This is a genomic window from Agrobacterium sp. El2ro-1b, from assembly GCF_048298475.1.
Classification (GTDB): domain Bacteria; phylum Pseudomonadota; class Alphaproteobacteria; order Rhizobiales; family Rhizobiaceae; genus Agrobacterium; species Agrobacterium fabrum.
On the sequence record NZ_CP103459.1, the window covers coordinates 284,679 to 304,310 of the forward strand.

19 protein-coding genes are annotated in these 19,632 nt (G+C 54.0%); 13 read left to right on the top strand and 6 right to left on the bottom strand.

Annotated elements, in window-relative coordinates; genetic code table 11:
* The first annotated feature begins 37 nt into the window (after nucleotides 1-37).
* The 6 genes from NYR50_RS15595 to NYR50_RS15620 are packed head-to-tail and all read left to right on the top strand — an operon-like array spanning nucleotide 38 to nucleotide 6,180.
* Complete coding sequence (locus NYR50_RS15595) at nucleotides 38-1,459, top strand: UbiA family prenyltransferase (protein ID WP_418137515.1); 1,422 nt, start codon at nucleotides 38-40, stop codon at nucleotides 1,457-1,459.
* A complete protein-coding gene (locus NYR50_RS15600) occupies nucleotides 1,456-2,793 on the top strand; it encodes an FAD-binding oxidoreductase (RefSeq protein ID WP_418137516.1) in 1,338 nt (445 codons plus the stop codon). Before NYR50_RS15595 ends, NYR50_RS15600 begins: the two co-directional genes overlap by 4 nt.
* An 11-nt stretch (nucleotides 2,794-2,804) precedes the next feature.
* Nucleotides 2,805-3,542, top strand: coding sequence for an SDR family NAD(P)-dependent oxidoreductase (locus NYR50_RS15605; RefSeq protein WP_418137517.1), 738 nt, complete (start codon nucleotides 2,805-2,807; stop codon nucleotides 3,540-3,542).
* The gene (locus NYR50_RS15610) at nucleotides 3,542-4,474 is read left to right on the top strand and encodes an NAD-dependent epimerase/dehydratase family protein (protein ID WP_418137518.1); all 933 of its coding nucleotides are present in this window, start codon (nucleotides 3,542-3,544) and stop codon (nucleotides 4,472-4,474) included. The genes NYR50_RS15605 and NYR50_RS15610 overlap by 1 nt, the downstream gene beginning before the upstream one ends.
* Before the next feature lie 9 nt (nucleotides 4,475-4,483).
* On the top strand, nucleotides 4,484-5,767 hold the full coding sequence (locus tag NYR50_RS15615) for an NAD(P)/FAD-dependent oxidoreductase (RefSeq protein WP_418137519.1): 1,284 nt from the start codon (nucleotides 4,484-4,486) through the stop codon (nucleotides 5,765-5,767).
* Nucleotides 5,764-6,180, top strand: coding sequence for a GtrA family protein (locus tag NYR50_RS15620; RefSeq protein ID WP_418137520.1), 417 nt, complete (start codon nucleotides 5,764-5,766; stop codon nucleotides 6,178-6,180). Before NYR50_RS15615 ends, NYR50_RS15620 begins: the two co-directional genes overlap by 4 nt.
* Nucleotides 6,181-6,296: 116 nt before the next feature.
* Here the strand turns inward: NYR50_RS15620 and NYR50_RS15625 are convergent, their stop codons facing one another.
* The 3 genes from NYR50_RS15625 to NYR50_RS15635 all read right to left on the bottom strand — a co-directional run bounded on the left by NYR50_RS15625 (nucleotide 6,297) and on the right by NYR50_RS15635 (nucleotide 9,378).
* Entirely contained in the window at nucleotides 6,297-6,956 is a 660-nt protein-coding gene (locus NYR50_RS15625) for a class I SAM-dependent methyltransferase (protein ID WP_418137521.1), read from the bottom strand.
* A gap of 288 nt (nucleotides 6,957-7,244) precedes the next feature.
* On the bottom strand, nucleotides 7,245-7,763 hold the full coding sequence (locus NYR50_RS15630) for a hypothetical protein (protein ID WP_418137522.1): 519 nt from the start codon (nucleotides 7,761-7,763) through the stop codon (nucleotides 7,245-7,247).
* 25 nt (nucleotides 7,764-7,788) lie between these two features.
* Complete coding sequence (locus NYR50_RS15635) at nucleotides 7,789-9,378, bottom strand: hypothetical protein (protein ID WP_418137523.1); 1,590 nt, start codon at nucleotides 9,376-9,378, stop codon at nucleotides 7,789-7,791.
* A gap of 632 nt (nucleotides 9,379-10,010) precedes the next feature.
* On the opposite strand from NYR50_RS15635, the gene NYR50_RS15640 reads away from it, so the two are divergent.
* Nucleotides 10,011-11,774 (top strand): ABC transporter ATP-binding protein, encoded by a 1,764-nt coding sequence (locus NYR50_RS15640; RefSeq protein ID WP_418138256.1) that lies wholly within the window; start codon nucleotides 10,011-10,013, stop codon nucleotides 11,772-11,774.
* A gap of 79 nt (nucleotides 11,775-11,853) precedes the next feature.
* On the opposite strand, the gene NYR50_RS15645 is transcribed toward NYR50_RS15640, so the two are convergent.
* Entirely contained in the window at nucleotides 11,854-12,624 is a 771-nt protein-coding gene (locus NYR50_RS15645; protein WP_418137524.1) for an IclR family transcriptional regulator, read from the bottom strand.
* 114 nt (nucleotides 12,625-12,738) lie between these two features.
* Nucleotides 12,739-13,548: an ABC transporter ATP-binding protein gene (locus NYR50_RS15650; RefSeq protein ID WP_418137525.1), complete on the bottom strand. Its 810-nt coding sequence runs from the start codon at nucleotides 13,546-13,548 to the stop codon at nucleotides 12,739-12,741.
* Between the two features lie 133 nt (nucleotides 13,549-13,681).
* Here NYR50_RS15650 and NYR50_RS15655 point away from each other — a divergent pair, with 133 nt between their 5' ends.
* The 6 genes from NYR50_RS15655 to NYR50_RS15680 are packed head-to-tail and all read left to right on the top strand — an operon-like array spanning nucleotide 13,682 to nucleotide 18,678.
* Entirely contained in the window at nucleotides 13,682-14,485 is an 804-nt protein-coding gene (locus tag NYR50_RS15655; RefSeq protein WP_418137526.1) for an ABC transporter permease, read from the top strand.
* Between the two features lie 32 nt (nucleotides 14,486-14,517).
* Nucleotides 14,518-15,507: an ABC transporter substrate-binding protein gene (locus NYR50_RS15660; RefSeq protein ID WP_418137527.1), complete on the top strand. Its 990-nt coding sequence runs from the start codon at nucleotides 14,518-14,520 to the stop codon at nucleotides 15,505-15,507.
* A gap of 60 nt (nucleotides 15,508-15,567) precedes the next feature.
* Entirely contained in the window at nucleotides 15,568-16,317 is a 750-nt protein-coding gene (locus tag NYR50_RS15665) for an SDR family NAD(P)-dependent oxidoreductase (protein WP_418137528.1), read from the top strand.
* Nucleotides 16,318-16,325: 8 nt separating this feature from the next.
* Nucleotides 16,326-17,012, top strand: coding sequence for a hypothetical protein (locus NYR50_RS15670; RefSeq protein ID WP_418137529.1), 687 nt, complete (start codon nucleotides 16,326-16,328; stop codon nucleotides 17,010-17,012).
* 8 nt (nucleotides 17,013-17,020) lie between these two features.
* Complete coding sequence (locus NYR50_RS15675) at nucleotides 17,021-17,869, top strand: fumarylacetoacetate hydrolase family protein (RefSeq protein WP_418137530.1); 849 nt, start codon at nucleotides 17,021-17,023, stop codon at nucleotides 17,867-17,869.
* A 23-nt stretch (nucleotides 17,870-17,892) separates the two neighbouring features.
* A complete protein-coding gene (locus NYR50_RS15680; protein WP_418138257.1) occupies nucleotides 17,893-18,678 on the top strand; it encodes a 2-keto-4-pentenoate hydratase in 786 nt (261 codons plus the stop codon).
* A gap of 39 nt (nucleotides 18,679-18,717) precedes the next feature.
* On the opposite strand, the gene NYR50_RS15685 is transcribed toward NYR50_RS15680, so the two are convergent.
* Entirely contained in the window at nucleotides 18,718-19,623 is a 906-nt protein-coding gene (locus NYR50_RS15685) for a LysR family transcriptional regulator (RefSeq protein ID WP_418137531.1), read from the bottom strand.
* Nucleotides 19,624-19,632 lie beyond the last annotated feature (9 nt).

A 19,632-nucleotide genomic window follows, 5' to 3' on the forward strand; every position in this document is an offset into this window, starting at 1 on the left:
GCACAACTCAATCTCATCCATGCAAGCCGGATTTGATATGCCGAATCTGCTACCTATCGCTGTAGATCTTGATGGTACATTGGTTCTTTCCGATACGCTTCACGAGACAGCCGCGATCGCTCTGTTCCGTCGCCCGCTCGGGCTTCTACGCTCGCTGCCAGCGCTTGCCAAAGGGCGTCATATTTTCAAGGGCACGCTTTCAAAGGAGGTCGATGTCACAGAGGAGATTTTTCCACTGCGGGAAAACCTTGTAAAATGGCTGCGAGAGAAAGCTGCCGAAGGCCATGAACTACATTTGTGTTCTGCCGCAGACCAGACAATCGTTGAGAAGATAGCACAGCGCCTCGGTATTTTCAGTTCGGCCACTGGCTCGGCAAAAACAAATCTGAAGGGCAAAGCAAAGGCCCAGTACCTAACGGAGCGTTTTCCTGAAGGGTTCATTTATGTCGGCGATCACGCGGTTGACATGCCGGTCTGGGAGGCCTCGCAGGGGATAGTACTCGCAGGAGTAAGTACCGAAGTTGCCCGACAGGCGAGGTCGCTTGGCAAACCAGTTATCAAGGAGTTCGAGACGCCGCCGCTCACACTTAAGGAGTTCCTGAAGGCAATACGCGCCCATCATTGGACCAAGAACATACTGATGTTCGTGCCCCTAGTACTGGCGCACGAGTGGTCGAACCTGCCCTTGATACTGGAAACTATACTGGGATTTTTTTGCCTGCTGGCTGTTACCTCCGCGACCTATCTACTGAATGATATTGCAGACCTCAATGCCGACCGACAGCATTGGTCGAAGCGTAACCGTGCATTGGCTAGCGGACGCCTTTCCATTTCCTCGGGTTTCATGATGGCATTCGGACTGCTGCTTGGGGGATTTCTCGTTGCGTGTCTGGTGTCATGGGAGTTTGCCGCCGTTCTCTTCGCCTACCTTCTGATCACCGGCTCCTACTCGCTGAGACTCAAACGGGTGCCGTTGTTGGATACCATGATCATAGGTGTGTTATTTACCACTCGCCTCATCATGGGCAGCACGCTTCTCGACAATCCTCGACCGGCTTGGCTCCTTACATTCGCCGTTTTTTTCTTTTTCTCCTTGGCAACCGCCAAGCGACACACTGAAATTGTGCGCGCCGCATCAAGTGGGGCCTCAAGTTTGAAGAGCCGCGGTTATGAACTCGAGGACGCCACATTGACGCTGGCTCTGGGTGTCAGTTCTGCAATGGCGTCACTCGTCGTCTTCATGATCTTCATTCTTCAGGAATTGACGCCAGGGATAGCCTATACATATCCGGTTTTTCTCACGGGCATATCGTTGGTTCTGGCAATCTGGCTCGGCCGTATATGGCTTTTATCACATCGAGGTCAGATGAACGATGATCCTGTCAGCTTCGCCATTCGCGATCGCGTGAGCATCGGGCTCGGCGTATTGATCGCCTTGCTGTTTCTGGTGGCTTTATGACGAAGTTCAGCCGGCAAGATGACTTCCGTTCCTGGGGCAGTGTCATTAAAGCCCGCCATCATGTTGCGTACCCCATCTGGCGCGATCAGCTGAAAGCCACGGTGCTGAATGGCCGGCAAGAAGGCCTGTTTCTACTTGGTGCGGGTTTGAGGCGGTCGTACGGCGACAGCGGCCTCAATCCAGGCGGCGGTATGATCGATATGACCGGCGTCGACAAGATAATTCACTTCGATCCACAGACCCGCGTTCTGCGTGCGGAAGCCGGCATATCCTTCGATAGCCTGCTTCAGATCATCGTGCGCCAGGGTTTCTTCTTACCCGTGACCCCCGGAACACGTTTTGTAACGCTGGGCGGCGCAGTCGCCAATGACGTGCACGGCAAGAACCATCACATCAATGGCACGATAGGGCGCTGGGTTCGGCGACTTGGACTCCTGCGTTCAAACGGAGAAGAACTCGAACTTTCATCAACGATGAAACCTGACCTGTTTGCTGCAACAATTGGAGGACTTGGCCTTACGGGTCTAATAACTTGGGTGGAGTTGGAACTTCTTGCGGTTGAGAGCGCGATGATCGACGCGGAGAAGATTCCGTTTGAAAACATCGATTCCTTCTTCACGCTAGCCAAGGAAAGTGAGCATAGGTACGATTACACCGTCTCCTGGGTAGATTGCTTGGCTAGAGGCGCATCGCTGGGGCGTGGCGTCTTCTCGCGTGGCAACCATGCGAAGCATGGTTCACGCTTGCCGGACAATGGCAATACTAAATTTACCTTTCCGATGAATCTACCCAGGTTCGCGATGAACAGCTATTCTATAAAAATCTTTAATGAACTCTATTACTGGAACGGCAAGCGTAAAGCCGGCCCTGCGCGGATAGGCCTGCACCCGTTCTTTTACCCTCTGGATTCGATTGGTCGCTGGAACCGCCTTTATGGCAGGGGCGGTATGTATCAGTATCAGTCTGTTGTACCACCGAACGCCCAGGTCGATGCCAGCAGGGCGATGCTGAAGGCGATTTCCGATAGCGGACAAGGCTCATTTCTCGCCGTTTTGAAGACATTTGGCTCAGCCAAATCGCCCGGTCTTTTGTCTTTTCCCAAGGAGGGCACCACGCTGGCGCTCGATTTCCCAAACTATGGCGAAGATACATTAAAGCTAATGGAAAAGCTCGATGCTATCGTGTTGGAAGCCGGTGGTCGACTTTACCCCGCAAAAGACGGGCGGATGTCGGCAGAGATGTTCCAAAAGGGTTATCCCGCATGGGAAGAATTCGCTAAACACGTCGACAACGGATTCAGCTCGCATTTCTGGCGGCGCGTATCGCAAATATAAAGGACTAAAAATTGCGCGTCATCATTTTGGGTGCGACCTCGGCGATCGCGACTTGCACGGCTCGCCTCTACGCCAAAGAAGGGACGTCGATCCTTCTCGTCGGACGTGACGAAAACCGTCTGTCGCAGATCGCTATTGATTTGAAGGCACGGGGTGCGGAAAATACGGCCGTTGCCATTAGCGATCTTGCGGCCTGTAACGATGTAACAAGCCTGTTCGGCGGCTTTGTAAAACAGCTAGGCGGTGTCGATCATGTGCTCATCGCCCACGGTATCCTCGGGGATCAAAGCGCAGCCGAACGAGATATCCTGGCTGCAGAAGAAATCTTGCGGGTCAACTTTAATTCCGCGGCGGTATGGTCGCTGGTGGCGGCCAATGTGCTTGAGGCCCAAGGGCGTGGCAGCCTTGTCGTCATCGGCTCAGTTGCCGGCGATCGTGGCCGACGGGCAAACTTCATCTATGGCTCGGCGAAGGCTGGACTGGAAGTATTGGTGGCGGGCATCGCCCATCGCTTTGGCAACAAGGGCCCCCGTGCGGTTCTGATAAAACCCGGTCCGACGATGACGCCGATGACCGAAGGGATGGACCGCAAGGGTGTGCTTTGGGCAAAGCCTGAACAGATTGCCGCTATAATCCATGCCAGTGCTTATCGTGGTGGGCCTATCACCTATGCCCCGGGTTTCTGGCGCTACATTATGCTGATCATCCGCAATCTGCCGACAGCGCTATTCAATAGAATGGAACTCTAATGCCGAAGATCGTTGTCACTGGCGCCGCAGGCCTTGTCGGCCAAAACGTAATTGCCCGGCTCAAGACCAACCCCGACCTGAAAATCGTCGGGATCGATAAACACCCGGGCAATACGGCGCTGCTGCGTAAACTTCATCCGGAAATCGAAGTGATCAATGCTGATCTTGCTGTCGAAGGCCCGTGGATGGATGCGTTTGCAGACGCGGATTGTGTGCTTCTTAATCAAGCCCAGATCGGTGGTCTGGAAGAGCAGGAATTTATTGACAACAACATCACGGCCACGGAGAAAATTGTCAAGGCGATGCGCCGACACCGCACGCCCTATTTTGTCCACATCTCATCCTCCGTCGTCAATTCGAAGGCCGACGATTTTTATACACGGTCGAAAACCGCGCAGGAGCAATTCATCAACACCGTAAACGACATACCGCATGTAGTATTGCGCCCGACGCTGATGTTTGGCTGGTTTGACCGCAAACATCTCGGCTGGTTGCGCCGTTTCATGGATCGTGTGCCCGTTTTTCCAATCCCAGGCGATGGTAAGTTCATTCGCCAACCGCTTTACGCGGGCGATTTTGCCAAGATCATCATTTCATCGATCAATAATAAAAAGACCGGCACCTACGACATCTCCGGTCTGGAACAGACCGACTACGGCGATGTCATCCGGCTGATCCACCACACGGTAAAACCAAAAGCCCGTATCGTGCACATTCCCTATCGGCTTTTCTGGTGGCTATTGTTCGTTTATGGAAAGCTTTCGAAAAAACCGCCGTTCACCACCAGCCAGCTTGAGGCGCTTGTGATACCCGAGACTTTCGCAGTGATCGACTGGCCGGCAATTTTTAACGTGGAGGCAACGCCACTTAAGACGGCAATTGCGGAAAGCTACCTCGATCCTCGTTACAGCAAGATCGTGCTGGATTTTTAGGAGAAGACTATGAGCCGTGTTGTAATCATCGGCGCCGGCGCCATGGGGCTTGCAGCCGCGCATCGTGCAGCGCAACTAGGGCATGAGGTCGATCTGATCGAGGCTGATTCCGTACCGGGCGGCATGGCGGCGCACTTCGATTTCCGCGGCTTGTCTATCGAACGATTTTATCACTTCGTCTGCAAATCCGACGAGCCGACATTCAAGCTAATGGACGAACTCGGTATTGGCGGGAAGATGCGGTGGCGTCCAACTTCGATGGGTTATTTCATCAAAGGAAAAATCCACCCATGGGGTGATCCGTTTTCCTTGCTGCGCTTCCCGCATCTGAGCCTGATCGCAAAAGTTCGTACCGGTTTGCAGATGTTTTTGACGACCAAGACGAATAATTTTGCCTCCATCGAGCACAAGACGGCGCGCAAGTGGCTGGAGGGCGGCTCAGGCAAGGAAGTCTATAACACGCTTTGGAAGCGGCTTATGGACCTGAAATTCTACGAACTAGCTGACAGCATTTCAGCTTCGTGGATCGCCACCCGCGTGCGCCGCATAGGCAATTCACGCAGATCGATTTTTCAGGAAGAACTGGGCTACATTGACGGAGGCAGTCAGACGCTTGTGGATGCGCTGGTGTCCGCCTATACGGAAAAAGGCGGCCGCATGCATCTGGGGACTGCGGTCAACAAGGTTGAGACAGAAAACGGCAGGGTCACCGGCGTCACCGTCGGCAGCCGCTTCTTCGAGGCCGACGCGGTTATATCCACCGTACCAACGCCTCTGATCTCGAAGATGATACCGGATCTGCCGGAGGCGTCGAAAGCGCAATATGACGCCATTCGTAATATTGGCGTGGTCTGCCTGATCTTTCGTCTGAAAAAGTCGATGAGCAAGCATTTCTGGATCAATATCGTCGACGACAATATCGAAATCCCAGGAGTAATCGAGTTTTCCAATCTCCGCCCAGTCGAAAACACGGTCGTCTATGTACCCTATTATATGCCGGTGACACAGGCAAAATGGCATTGGAGCGACCAACAGTTCATAGACGAAGCTTTCGGTTATATCCGCAGGGTGAACCCGCAGATTGCGCAGAGCGATCTGATTGATGCAAAGGTCGGCCGCCTAAAACATGCGCAACCGGTCTGCGAACCGGATTTTCGCAAAAAGCTGCCGCCAATCGAGACGCCGATCTCCGGCCTGCAGATTGCTGATACTTGCTATTACTACCCAGAAGATCGCGGCATAGCAGAAAGTGTCCGTTGCGGCCGCCTAATGGCGGAAGCGATAAGAAAATGAAAGTGTTGATGGAAAATTATTTTTCGAAACCGTTTATTCGCTTCGCCATTTCCGGCGGTATTGCGGCGGGCGTGAACATCGCGTGTCGAATCTTGCTGTCGGAGATCGCGCCGTATTCCATAGCAGTGACGATCGCTTATCTATTCGGTATGACCACGGCCTATGTTCTAATGAAGGTAATGGTGTTCGAAGCGTCAGGGCAACGCGTTCACCAAGAGTATATTCGCTTCACCGTCGTGAACGCCATAGCATTCTTGCAGGTCTGGCTGGTGAGTATGGGCTTAGCGAAGCATTTATTGCCGATGATCGGCTTTGAAAGCCATGCAGAAACGGTCGGTCATATAATCGGAGTTGTGAGCCCAGTAGCGACTAGCTACTTTATGCATCGGTATTTTACGTTTTCACCGCGTTAAAAAACACTGCGTTCTTGACTGGTCGGGTGTCTAATCGCAGCCGGAGTGTCAACTGTCGCAGGGCAAGCATCGAATTCTCCGAAGGTTTAGAGTCGCGGGCGGCTTTGAGGCGGTGATTACGCATGCATAGGTTCTGTAATCGGGGCTTGTCTCTCTCCTTGAGGAGCTTTTTCGAAAACACAGATACTGTCGTAGATTGTTATCGAACGGGTCGATTTCGTGAATTCAGACACATTTAGGGCGCCTCTGGTGTGCACGGCATTAATCTCGTCAAGTTTTGACTTCGTGAATTCCATGAAGGACTTCGGCTCACTGAGTCCGCCTTGGTATTCCGGCCAATAACATGTGTGGGTGTCTTCCACGAAATAGACGCCCTTCGGCGAAATTCGATCGTACAGAAGGCCAAACGTCGCCAACAGGTGATCCATACGATGGCTTCCATCGTCAATCACGATATCGATCTTCGGATTTTCATTCAGGATGGTTTGAATGACGGTCGTGTCGTCCTGGCTACCAATATAAATCTTGATGCCGTCACCTTCGTGTCCCTTGCATTCTGGATTGATGTCCAGACCGATGATGTTTGCGCCATCGCCAAAATACTCTTGCCACATTGCGAGTGAGCCCCCGCCAAAAACACCTATTTCAAGCACGGTTGGCTTCTTTCCGCGGAAGCGTTCGAAGTGATGTTCGTAGGCATCGAAATAATGCATCCACTTGTGCAACCGTTTATGGCCGTTATTCAAAAAATATCGATGTAAAAAACCGTCGCTCAAGTCTGCCTCCCACGCGCATTAATCCAAAGATTCCAGAGTAAGTCGATTAGCCATCTTGAGGATCTCTAGCAATCAAAAACTTAGCCCCCCGCCGATATCGTAACCTGATCCCAATGACCCACAATCGCACAAGCCCACTGCGGATCCTAAAACTGCCATGCCTTTGTCATTTCCCGTCCTTTTCCGTTAGGAAATTGCGCCGAAGAACTCTAACCCAAAACGGTCCGACTTGAAGGGTTTAGATTAAGAAAAAGCGCGTCGCACGAATTAGGCAAAACGCAACGCACGTTAGTTTTGAATAAGAAGCATATTGATAGTTCGTCGTTGTATTTGATCGCCGACCTGAATATGCGCGATATTACCATATGTGGGATAAGTCCACACCGACATTTGTTCAACGCCAGATTCATACGTGATCGTGTACTTTAAAGGTCCACGACCGTAATTAATGAGCATGCTCGGATTTAAGTTGATCGAAAGATAATCGTTGTCCTGCGAACCTACCAGTTGGCTTTCGCCACTTGAGCAAAGCTCGGCCTGGCAGATCTTTATTTTAAGGCTACCATCCGCTTTGCCACCACCATTCGCAATCTGAATTGCGACTGCGTCCACTCGCATGGTTGCCGGCGCAATTATTGCCCCTACTAAACCCCCACCCTTTTTCAGCGGCAACGGGGCATTGGAGCTATCGTCCAAGGATGCCCTGATTTCCACGACACCGTCGCCTGGAATAGGGCAATTATCAGGATACTGATTGCAACCGACAAGAACGAGGTTTAATGCTACTACCGCCCACTTTTTAGGCATAAGGCCAAACTCCTTTTCGAATACATCAAACACTCATACTTAGCGCATTCACCCTATACGCAATCATTAGTAGATTAATAGATATTTGCGCAACCCCAAGGCACATAGCAGTCCTTTTAGGGAGATTCATGTACATCCACCAAAATGAAATCGCCAAAAGAACCGCGGCTAAAGGTTGCAATCCGTGAAGCGCAGGCAATGCTCTCACGCCAAAGACAGCAATCAACATGCTGCAAGGCAGGGCAGCTAATAAGATGCCTTCCATTGGGGCTCTGCGAACAGCCTGCAACCCGCCGAGCAAAGCTTGCACAACCACGAAGGGGCCAACGGCTCCCACCATTCCGACGATTGCTATTTGCGCCCAAGCGTCCGGATTAGTCCACGAAATCGGCATCGGAAAAAATGCGTCTCGCAAATTTAATAGTCGGGCAACGACAGCATCGTAGAGACTGGCAGCATGTAAATTCTGGCTGACCAAATCCGAAGGAATTTGGAGGTATATCCGAGTCCATATGAACCATGGAATCAAAATTAACGACAAACTTATAGTAAATGGAACAGCACTTTGCTTGGCGAATGAAAAGGACCGACTGCTACAGATCAAGTATAAGAAAAAACAGCAGCAATATACTACAGCATAAGGGTGAGACCAATATGCCGCTCCGGCTAGTATGCCAGCAACGTAGTAGTGATGTCGCTTCAGCAGCATCAATCCACTTAAAATCAAAAAGAATCCTCCGAGGGATTTTGGCCACGCGAACAAAGTCTGCCCCAAGAAATATGGGCTAGTAGCGTACACGACGCAGGAAAGCGTGGCCAATTCAATAGGTACTTTCAGGCGTTGCAGAACCAGCACAAACCCCAGAATCAACGCGGCGTTAAACACCACCGCAAGCCTCAGGAAAGTTCGATAGCTTACGTTATCGCCGAGAATTCCGACGTTAGGCCAACGCGTTCCCACATACCGAAATTTTGGTAACGGCTCAACGCGCGGGGATGGCGGGTATAATGCGGCGTGAATGGGAATGGTCGCCAACGAAAGCAGAATAGGCCTGTTAGAAAGCTCTTGGCCTGGCATTAGCGGACGCTCTTTAGCAAACTGAATGTCACGAAGGAGAAACTCGGCTGCAACAAAAGGGATATAGTTGTCTGCAGGAAAATCCCCGAGGATACGTTGTATCTTAACATGCAAGTTTTCGTTCTTTATTACATAGGCACCGTCGGGAAGCGGATTTGGCATTGTAACAGGAACAAGGCTCGCGCCAAGTGCGAGGCAAGCTACGCTCGCCCAACTACTAAGTCCTAAGAGAGTCCAGCGTCGACATCCAGCCCACAGCCGCGCCAATACGTTTCTTCGCCAGCACTGTAGAACAGAGAAAACCAACACGCCACCCAAGGCGATCCGAGCGTTAATTCCGTACGGCGAGGGCAACGAAACGATCACAGCACCGAGCAGGGCAAAGCAAATTATTCCGAAAGCTACGGAATAGGCAAGTAACGTCAGGCCTTCAACCTGACGTCCCTTGCTCGACAAAGCCAGCACAGCGGAACCCGTCGTCACCAGGAGAAGGATCGCAAACGCAGACACAAAAACATCAAGAATAACAGTAAGCAAACTCTTCCCCCAGCGCGGAACTTGTGTCCGAAACTTTGGCTCAGGCACATTTGACTCGAAGACACAAAACCTCATTATATTATTTGAGAATTTATGCTCCCGTTTGACAGCAGCCCTGCACTGTTTTTAACAGGAATTTTGATAGGCGGGAAAAAACGTCTCGTGGCTTGGTCTGTCTCAACAAGACCGTAAGGACTGTTGATTGCCACTGAGAAGTACCCCGGTACCGGGTCACTTCTCAGTCAAGAACCAACAGCTGACCGACTGAGCGTGTCAAGCCCGGCATTGTACGGCTGGAAAAACCAGCTACCCGCCAAGGGACCTTTTTTTTAAAAGAGGCACTATTCCACCACGATTCCGCTTACCATGGTACCAATGTTGACAGACAAGGAACACAGGACTATTTGCTAGCCACCAATCGAAGCCGACCTAACTCGAAAAGGTGGATGCTATAACACATGTTTTTCGATAGCATGCGGAATTATAGTATTCCTGTATATGTTGTTCCGCACGCTTGTCCGCTTTTGGGCTTTTGCGCATAACCAGACGGTCTGTGCGTGGGGTTGCCTTCGATTAGAGAGTGGCATGGCTATTCATTGGCGTATGACTGTTGAAATAGGATGGATGTTTCCTTGATTGGATCGTTTTTGTCGCCAGACGACAAGAAGTTGCTGACGCGGCTTTTTAAAGAGAACTTCAAAAAACACGTTGGATGGTATTCTGCGGCAATCACTGCCATGTTGGTTGTGGCGGGAACGACATCGCTCAGTGCGTGGATCATGCGCGATATTGTCAATAGCGTCTATTTGAAGCAGGGCTTCGATGTCGTTCTTGAAATAGCGTTTGCTGTCGCCATTATCTTTATTGTGAAAGGCCTCGCCACTTTTGTTCAAAGCTACTATCTTAGTAAGGCGGGCAATAGTATTGTTGCAGAACAGCAACGGAAAATCTATGATCGGCTGTTGAAACAAGGAGTTTCCTTCTTTCAGAACCTCCCGTCATCGGAGTTGCTTGTTCGTGTTACATATAATGCGCAGGCTGCTCGGAGTGTCATAGATACTATCGTTACATCATTTGTACGCGACCTATTTTCCCTGATAGGCTTGATCATCGTGATGTTCGCCCAGAATTTTCTTCTGAGTGCGATTTCCATGATTATCGGCCCTATCGCAATTTTTAGCGTTCGCCTTGTTTTGCGTCGGGTTCGCAAAATAATGGAAGCAGAACTCGCTTCGCTGGGAGAAATTGTCAACGTCGTACAGGAAACCAGTATCGGCGTTCGCGTCATCAAGGCATTCTCTCTCGAAAAGCTGATGCGTCAACGCATGAACAAAGCGGTCTCTGACGTCGAACATCGGGCCAATGGCATTGCAAAACTTGAGGCGGCAACCAGCCCAATCATGGAGACACTCTCCGGTCTGGCTATTGCGGTAGTCATCGCTGTTTCTGGTTATACCGTCCTGGAAAAAGGTGGCTCGCCAGGTGACCTTATGGCATTTATCACCGCGTTGCTCCTTGCTTACGAACCAGCAAAACGTTTGGCCCGCATGCGAGTTCAAATTGAAGGTGGCATGATTGGCGTGCGCATGATGTTCGAAGTGCTGGACGCCCCGTTGACACTTGCCGAGAAAAAGGATGCCCAGCCGCTCCCTAAGGCGAGCGGCAATGTGGAACTTAAGAACGTCAGCTTCGAGTATGTTGCTAACCAGCCTGTTCTGAAGGACGTCAGTGTTCTCTTCGAGGGTGGCAAGATGACTGCGTTGGTCGGACCTTCCGGTAGCGGCAAATCGACGATCATCAACCTTATAATGCGCCTTTATGATCCACAGAGCGGTTCCGTCGAGATCAACGGAATGGATTTGCGCGATGTGTCATTCGCCAGTTTGCGCGAGCATGTTTCATACGTCGGCCAGGAAACCTTCCTCTTCTCGGGAACGGTGAAGCACAACATCTCCGTGGGTCGCGACAACGCCACCGATAAGGAAATTATCGCTGCGGCCAAAGCGGCCAATGCACATGATTTCATCATGAACATGCCTGACGGGTATGACAGCAAGCTTGGCGAAAACGGCTCCGGCCTTTCTGGCGGCCAAAGGCAGCGTGTTGCGATCGCCCGCGCGATGCTGAGAGACGCGGACATATTGATCCTCGACGAAGCGACGAGCGCGCTCGATTCGGAATCCGAAGCCCTTGTTCGGGATGCGCTTGAGCGTTTGACGCTCAACAAGACATCGATTGTCATTGCTCACCGTCTATCTACGATCAACCGCGCCGACAAGATCGTCGTCATGGACAATGGTCAGGTTGTCGAGGAGGGAAGCCGGCGCGAATTGCTGGCAAATGACGGCCTTTATAAACGCCTTCATAGCATCCAATTCGACGCAGACGTCGCCTGACGCTGAAGACGGGCGAACGTTGGCGCCCGAATCTGTTTTCCCGCTGGCTTAAGCTTGAGCGAAAAAGGAGCCGAATAGGCTACCAAGCGATTTCCATGTCTTTCGCAGCCCTCGCCAGAAGCGGCAACATTTCCGCCACACGCTCATCAGTAAGACGAGTGAGAGGTGCTGCGACGCTCATGGTGCCGACGACCTCTTTACCCTGTAGGATGGCCACAGCAATTGCCCCCACTCCCTCCTCGGCCTCGCCAAAAGCGCGGCCGTAACCCAGACCAGCAACGGCATCGAGCTCTCTGTTGAGCGCATCGATCGTATTGATGGCGTTGGCAGCCCGCTGGCCGGGCTGACCGAGCCCCGCGTCGAGCGCAATTCTTAGCGCCCTCTCCCGCTCCAGACTCGCGAGCCATATTTTTCCGTTGGCCGTCGCATAGGGCACGATACCGGCGCTCATATCGGGCTCGAACACCAGGCCTGAGCGGCGCCCTCTGGCGGAGCCGATCCAGACAAGCGAATTGTTCTGCACAGCCGTCAAACGAACGAGCTCGCGCGTGCGTTCGGCAAGTGCATTCAGGATCGGCTGTCGCAGATCTGAGACTTGGAGCCGCGCCAATTGTTTCTGACCCACCAGCGCCATGCGCATGGTCAGCGCGTAGCAATCGCTTTCCGGGCTCTGCCACGCCCATCCGCTTTCGATAAGGGACGTCAGGATACGGTGGCAGGCACTTTTGGGAATATCAAGCTGGTGCGCGACATCGGAAAGCTTCAGCGGCTCCTCGGCCAGGGCGAGAAGCTCCAGCATGGCGATCGTCCGCTCGACGCCGCCGCTTGGTACGTTTATCGTCCTGTCCATCTCATTCTCCGGTCGCAGGGGCACGGCCACTATCCGGAGAAAATCCGGGGCGATGCGCAAATGGGTTGTTACGGCGGCTCTTGCTTCTACCGAAAGACAAGAGACGCCGCCGGTTCAGGCATGGCGCTGCAGAATGCCGCGCGAAAGGAATATCTCGGTGATTTCCTCGGACTTTTCGATAAATTCCGGCTCACGCCGTGCCGCCAGTCCGCGTGGGCGCGGCATGTCGATCTCCAGCACTTTTTCAATCCGGCCCGGCCGCGGCGTCATGACTATCACGCGGTCTGCCAGAAGTACCGCCTCGTCGATGGAATGGGTGATGAACACCACCGTCATGCGATTTTTCAGCCAGAGCGCTTCGAGATCGATACGCATCTGTTCGCGCGTCAGTGCATCCAGAGCACCAAAAGGTTCATCCATCAGCAGAAGCCGCGGCTGAAGCAGCAGCGCGCGCGCAATGGATGCGCGCTGCTTCATCCCGCCGGACAGTTCGTGCGGATATCGGTTGGCAAAGTCTTTAAGGCCAACGGATTCAAGAAGCGCTAACGCGTGGGGTATCAGCTCCTCACGGTTCCTACCGGTCATTTCAGCCGGGAAAAGCACGTTGTCGATAATCGTTCTCCAGGCCAGAAGCACGTGATTCTGGAAAACGATGCTCATGCCGCGCGGCGGGTCCTTTGACACGTCACCAAAGACGGATATCTGGCCTGTACTGGCCTGAGAAAGCCGGGAGATCAGCCGCATCATTGTTGACTTGCCGCAGCCGGAAGGGCCAACAATCGCCACGAACTCCCCGTCCCCGATCGTCAGGTCGAGCTTCTCCAGCGCCACGACCGGCGCATCGGCATGCCCGAAATATTTGCTGACGCCCTCCAGTAACACGCCCGGCTCGTAGGCCTTCCTGTCGTTTTTCTTCTGCAACATGCATTCCTCCCGCTGCATTCCAATTCTCGTGTTCCAGCTGAATTACCACTTGACGAAACATCAGTCCATATGGAACATTGTTCCAATAATGAAAAATTGCTCTCCGCACAGCTGGGCAATTTCGGGAGGACACATGTTTTCGAAAATACTGGGGGCCGTCAAAGGCCAGACCCACACGATTGGCAGCCTCGTGGGCGCTGGGATCGTGTGGGAGATCGCGGTTAGGGCACTCAAGGTGCCAGAATATATTCTGCCAGCTCCAAGCAAAGTGTTTGCGGACCTTTATAACAACGTGCCGGTGGTGTTCACGGCATCGCTTTATACGCTGCAGCCAATGGTACTGGGCTTTCTGGTGGCAGTGGTCATGGGAACGCTTCTTGCGCTTCTGGTGGTCTATTCGCGGGCTTTCGAGGCGATCTTTTATCCGCTGCTGGTGATCCTTCAGATCATCCCGAAGATCGCTATCGCACCGCTCTTCATCATCTGGGTCGGCTTCGGCCTGCCGTCCAAAATCCTGCTCGTCTTCCTGCTTTCGTTTTTCCCGATCGTCGTCAACTCCATCGTGGCCTTCAAATCCATCGAGCCGGATGTCTACGATCTCGCCAAAAGCTATCGGGCGGGACGCCTGAAGATTTTCTGGAAGGTGGAACTACCCGGCGCCCTACCCTCGCTCTTTGCGGGTTTCAAGGTGGCCGCAGCACTGTCTGCAACAGCGGCAGTCGTGGCGGAGTTCGTCGCCTCGGACAATGGGCTTGGCTACCTGCTGCTCAACTACAACGGCAACATGAACACCAGCATGACGTTTGCCGTGATCATCGTTCTCAGCCTGCTTGGGCTGCTTCTCTACGGCATCGTGGAACTGATCGAGCGTTTCGCGATCCCATGGCACGTGTCCCAGCGCCGGGAGGACTTCACGGTTGGGAAAAGCACGACCTGAATTCGGACTTTAATCAAAAACGGGAGGGTAAAATGTTCAATACCATGAGAAAAACACTGACGGGTAGCGTGGTTGCGCTCGCCATTGGTCTTGCGGGCATTCAGTCAGCCGCGGCTGAAGACAAGGTGACGCTCCGTCTCAATTTCCTTTTGAGTGGTGTCCATACTATCTTTTATTACGGCGCTGAAAAAGGCTTCTACAAGGACGCCGGCATCGATCTGCAAATCGGCGAAGGCCAGGGCTCTGCACGCACTGTGCAGTCGGTCGCAACCGGTGGTGATATGTTCGGCATTGCCGATGGCGGGAGCGTGATTGCTGGTGCATCTAAAGGCGCACCTGTCAAATCCGTGCTCGGCCTGCTTAACACCTCTCCTTATGCAATGACGTTTCGCGCAGATTCGGGTGTGAAGTCCATCAAGGATGTAGAAGGCAAGACTGTTGCGGCCAGTGCTGGCGAAGCTTCACTTGCCCTCCTGCCCGCCCTCTGGAAGAAAAACGGCGTCGATGCGTCCAAGGTCAATATTCTGAACGTCGATGGCCCTGGCAAGATCATCGCCATTATGCAGGACCGCGCCGGAGGCATCCTTGGCGGACTTGAAAACCAGGTCGTGGTTCTAAACTCCAAGGGTCTGAAGCAGAACGTGTTTTCCTTTGCAGAGCTCGGTGTCAACACGCAAGGCCTGACAATCATTACCAACGCGAAGCTGATCGACAGCAATCAGGATCTGGTTAAGCGCTTCGTTGCCGCATCGCTGAAATCGATCGAGGCGGCCAAAGCGGATCCGGACGCCGCCGTTGCGGCAGCGGTGAAGGACAAGCCGACAGGGGATCCAAAGCTTCTGAAGGAGCAGCTCGAAATCTCACTCAAGCTTCTTCCATCACCTTCTGCCCCATCTGCACCACTCGGCGAAATGGCCGAGGCAGACTGGCAGCAGACGCTTGATCTGATGAAGGAATATCAGGACATCAAGACCGATATGCCGGCGGACGCCTTCTTTACCAACAGCCTGATCGCGAAATAGGCGCAACGCCAGGAGCCCGGCCAGCTCTGCCGGGCTCACTGCGGAACAATGGTTTCAAACATGTCCACACATTATGATCTCGACGGCCGGGTGGCGGTCGTCAGTGGCGCAACCGGCGGCTTCGGTGTCGCCATCAGTCAACGACTGCGCGACTGCGGGGCAACGGTAATTCACTGGGACCTGCCGGCTGCCGTGAAAGATGGGGCCCTTGGCGATCTCCCACATGCCGGTGTTGATATCAGCGATGCAAAAAGCATCGAAACGGCTGCCATCGATCTGAAGCAGCGGTTCGGCAGGCTGGATATTCTCGTCAACAATGCAGGTATTGTCGGCAATGTCGCTCCTTTGTGGGAAACTCCCATCGAGGAGTTTCGCAGGATCATCGACATCAATCTGTTCGGCTCTTTTCTGGTCTGCCGCGCGCTGGTGCCATTAATGATCGAAACGGCTAGAACGAGCCGTTTCGGCCGCATCGTTAATGTCGCTTCCATTCAGGCCAAGGAAGGCATGCATCAGGCAGCCGCCTATAGCGCCTCCAAGGCAGGGCTTGTGGCCATGACCAAAAGTCTCGGCAAGGAACTGGCGACGGCGGGCATTCTCGTCAACGCCATCACTCCCGCCGCTTCCATGACGGCGATGAGCATCGATGCACCGAAGGAACGGCTGGACGATATTCTGTCCCGCATCCCCATGCGTCGTTTTCTCGAACCTGCCGAGGTCGCCAACATGGTGGCCTGGCTATCTTCTTCCGAATGCAGCTTTTCGACCGGCGCGGTTTTCGACTTGTCCGGCGGTCGTGCAACATATTGAGGTAACCAATGTCTCTCCTGGGAAAAGCCGTCGTCGCCATCTGGAACGACATCCTGCCGGAAGGTCGCGACAATTTCATCGAGTGGCACAATCGCGAACATATTCCCGAGCGGGTGTCCATCCCGGGTTTCCTGCGGGGGCGCCGTTACATCGGCGAGCAGGGAACGCCTGAATATTTCACGCTTTATGAGGCGACAGATGCCCGAGTGCTCGTCGGCCAGCCTTATCTTGAGCGGCTGAACAATCCCACGCCCTGGACGAAGCGTTCAACTGCCGACTTCCGCAACACGACCCGTGGGGTCTGCAGCACCAACTATTCCTATGGATGCGGTGACGGCGGCTTCATCGCCACCTTCCGTTTTGATGCGACGGAGGCCGACCAGGCGACAATCCAGTCCATGCTCATCGACGCACTTGCAAAAGCCGGCAAGCTCAACGGCATCAGCGGCGTGCATCTGTGCATCGCAGACAATGGTGCGAGCAATCTCGAAACGGCCGAGCGGAAGGGTCGACAGGTCGGCGTACCCAACTGGATTGTCATGATTGAGGGCGGCTCTGCCGCGACCGTCTCCGATGCTGCAAAGGGCCTGCAGCAACAGCTGTCTAAAGTCGATCTCACAGGACCGCTGGAACTAGGCCTTTACCGCCTTGAATTTGCGCTCGCCGAGAATGCGCTTCAGCAATCAGCCGCATAGGAAACAACATGAAACTTCTTCGTTACGGCCCCCTTGGGCAGGAAAAACCGGCAGCGCTCGACGCCGAAGGCAACATCCGCGATCTCTCTTCGGTAGTCAGCGACATCGCCGGATACAGCCTCTCACGCAGCTCCCTCGACAAGCTGGCGAAAATCGATCTTTCGTCATTGCCGAGCGTACCATCAGATGTGCGCACTGGCCCCTGCGTCGGTGCCGTGGGCAATTTTGTGGCGGTCGGCCTCAATTACATCGACCATGCGCTGGAAACCAATACGCCTATTCCTGACGAGCCGGTGCTTTTTAACAAACATACCTCGTGCATTTCCGGACCGAATGATCCGATTTGCCTGTTGAAGGATTCGGAAAAGACCGATTGGGAAGTAGAGGTTGCGTTCGTTATCGGTGAACCCGCCTACCATGTGCGGGAAGAAGACGCTCTCTCCGTCATCGCAGGTTTCTGCGTCTGCCACGATGTCTCCGAACGCGCCTTCCAGATAGAACGTGGTGGGCAATGGACGAAGGGCAAAAGCGGCCCAACATTTGGCCCCCTCGGCCCATGGTTGGTGACCCCGGATGAAATCAGCGATGTGCAGAATCTTGACCTTTGGCTCGACGTTAACGGGAAGCGCATGCAGACCGGCTCGACATCCAGAATGATTTTTCCGATAGCGACGCTTGTGTCTTACATCAGTCGTTTCATGCGTCTTATGCCAGGTGACGTGATCACCACAGGCACACCGCCCGGTGTTGGCCTTGGCATGAAACCTCCGGTCTTCCTAAAAGCCGGCGACGTGGTTGAACTCGGCATCGATGGCCTTGGCAGACAGCGGCAAATCGTGACAGCATTTGGCGCATGAGATCATCAGGAGACATGAGCGGAATGACGGCGATCGAAAAACTGGCAGAGCGTTTTGCAAAGGCAAACCGGGAGGGTGCGAGAATTCCTCTGGCGAAGCTGGAGGCGGAGGGCCTCATTCCCGGCACGCTGGCGGAGGCGATGGCGGTGCAGCGGGACTTTGCCGGATATTGGGGAAAACCGGTTGCCGGCTGGAAGCTGGCGATACGCCCGGATGGCGAGGCCGTTGGGGCGCCCATGTTCGATTGCTGCGAAGTCAATGAAGCCAATATCGCTTCCTTTCCGCTTCATGGCACGGAAGGCATCGAAGTCGAGATCTGCTTTACGCTCTCCGCCGATATTCCCGCCGCGGCAGAAGGGCCGCTGACCAGAGCCGATCTGATGCGCTATATCGATGAGGTCCATCTGGGTGTCGAACTTCTCCGCTATAGGCTGGCGGAGAAAAATCAGGTGCCGTTTCCGCTTTTTCTAGCGGATCGCCTTGCCAACCACGGCTTTGCCATCGGCCCGCAGGTGGATAAGAGCATAGTGGAGGTTTTTGCCGGTAATGGCGATGCCCTGCCGCAGCTCATTGTCACAGAGGGATCAGTGGAACTCTTCAATGCCGCGGTGAAACACCCGAATGTCGATCCGCTTGCGCCGCTCTTGGCCTTTGCCAACGGGGCACTCAACACGGGTGGCATGCTGAAGGCAGGCAATGTGGTGACGACGGGCAGCCTCTGCGGAGCGATTCCGGGCACACTTTCCGGCGATACCCACATCAAGCTCGAATCGGTCGGTGCTTTCACCCTGTCAGGTCCGAAAGAATAAGCCTCACGCCTATCGGGTGAACGACCAGTTTGCGATGCGTCATTTCACCCGCCCATGTTCACCGAGAAAATCGAGCAATGCCCGGATGCGTGAGGGCAGCGGTCCCCGCTGGCCGACGTAGACGGCATGAAAGGTCTCAGTTTCGCCGGTATCAAGATGATCGAGAACGGAGACCAGCCGGCCGGCGGCAATATCCTCCCGCACGGTGAAAGCCGCCAGGCGCACTAACCCGACACCGGCAAGCGCCAGACGACGAAGGCCCTCGCCATCGCTGACCTGCACACGTCCCGTCGCGGGAATGACGACGGTCTTGCCACCGTCCTGCAAAGGCCAACCATCGATTGACCGGGCGTAACCCAGTGCAAGGCAATTATGTCCCTCGAGATCGCTGATGGTTTGCGGCGTGCCGCAGCGCTCCAGATAATCCGGGGCGGCAGCGATGACCATGCGTGTCTCCCCGAGCTTCCGGGCGACCAGACTTGAACTTTTTAACGGCCCGGCGCGAACCGCCACATCCATGCGCTCTGCGAGAAGGTCAACCACCAGATCCGTCTGAACGATATCAAGCGTGATATCAGGATAAAGCGCCAGAAACTGTGGCAGGATGGGCGCAAGGATATGTGTTGCGTAAGAAGCGCTGGTGTTGATCCGCACACGGCCGATGGGCCGCTCACCTTCGCCAGCGGCGCGTTCGGCCTCTTCGAGATCGGCGAGAATACGGGTGGCCCTTTCGTAGAAAGCGCAGCCCTCCGGCGTTATCTGAAGCTGCCGGGTGGATCGGTTGAGCAGACGCGCGCCCAGCCGGCTTTCCAGCCGGGCGATGAGCTTGCTCACCGCTGAAGGCGTCATATTCGCCGCGGCCGCCGCGCGTGAAAAGCCGCCGAGTTCGATAACCCGTACGAAGATTTCCATCTCCCCTGCCCGGTTGATTTCCAGTCGCGCCATGATGACTTC

Bases quoted from the DNA above. Each gene is read 5' to 3' on its own strand.
- NYR50_RS15595 (WP_418137515.1), top strand. From the start codon at position 38: ATGCCGAATCTGCTACCTATCGCTGTAGATCTTGATGGTACATTGGTT.
- NYR50_RS15600 (WP_418137516.1), top strand. From the start codon at position 1,456: ATGACGAAGTTCAGCCGGCAAGATGACTTCCGTTCCTGGGGCAGTGTC.
- NYR50_RS15610 (WP_418137518.1), top strand. From the start codon at position 3,542: ATGCCGAAGATCGTTGTCACTGGCGCCGCAGGCCTTGTCGGCCAAAAC.
- NYR50_RS15615 (WP_418137519.1), top strand. From the start codon at position 4,484: ATGAGCCGTGTTGTAATCATCGGCGCCGGCGCCATGGGGCTTGCAGCC.
- NYR50_RS15620 (WP_418137520.1), top strand. From the start codon at position 5,764: ATGAAAGTGTTGATGGAAAATTATTTTTCGAAACCGTTTATTCGCTTC.
- NYR50_RS15630 (WP_418137522.1), bottom strand. From the start codon at position 7,763: ATGCCTAAAAAGTGGGCGGTAGTAGCATTAAACCTCGTTCTTGTCGGT.
- NYR50_RS15645 (WP_418137524.1), bottom strand. From the start codon at position 12,624: ATGGACAGGACGATAAACGTACCAAGCGGCGGCGTCGAGCGGACGATC.
- NYR50_RS15650 (WP_418137525.1), bottom strand. From the start codon at position 13,548: ATGTTGCAGAAGAAAAACGACAGGAAGGCCTACGAGCCGGGCGTGTTA.
- NYR50_RS15655 (WP_418137526.1), top strand. From the start codon at position 13,682: ATGTTTTCGAAAATACTGGGGGCCGTCAAAGGCCAGACCCACACGATT.
- NYR50_RS15660 (WP_418137527.1), top strand. From the start codon at position 14,518: ATGTTCAATACCATGAGAAAAACACTGACGGGTAGCGTGGTTGCGCTC.
- NYR50_RS15665 (WP_418137528.1), top strand. From the start codon at position 15,568: ATGTCCACACATTATGATCTCGACGGCCGGGTGGCGGTCGTCAGTGGC.
- NYR50_RS15670 (WP_418137529.1), top strand. From the start codon at position 16,326: ATGTCTCTCCTGGGAAAAGCCGTCGTCGCCATCTGGAACGACATCCTG.
- NYR50_RS15675 (WP_418137530.1), top strand. From the start codon at position 17,021: ATGAAACTTCTTCGTTACGGCCCCCTTGGGCAGGAAAAACCGGCAGCG.
- NYR50_RS15680 (WP_418138257.1), top strand. From the start codon at position 17,893: ATGACGGCGATCGAAAAACTGGCAGAGCGTTTTGCAAAGGCAAACCGG.
- NYR50_RS15685 (WP_418137531.1), bottom strand. From the start codon at position 19,623: ATGGCGCGACTGGAAATCAACCGGGCAGGGGAGATGGAAATCTTCGTA.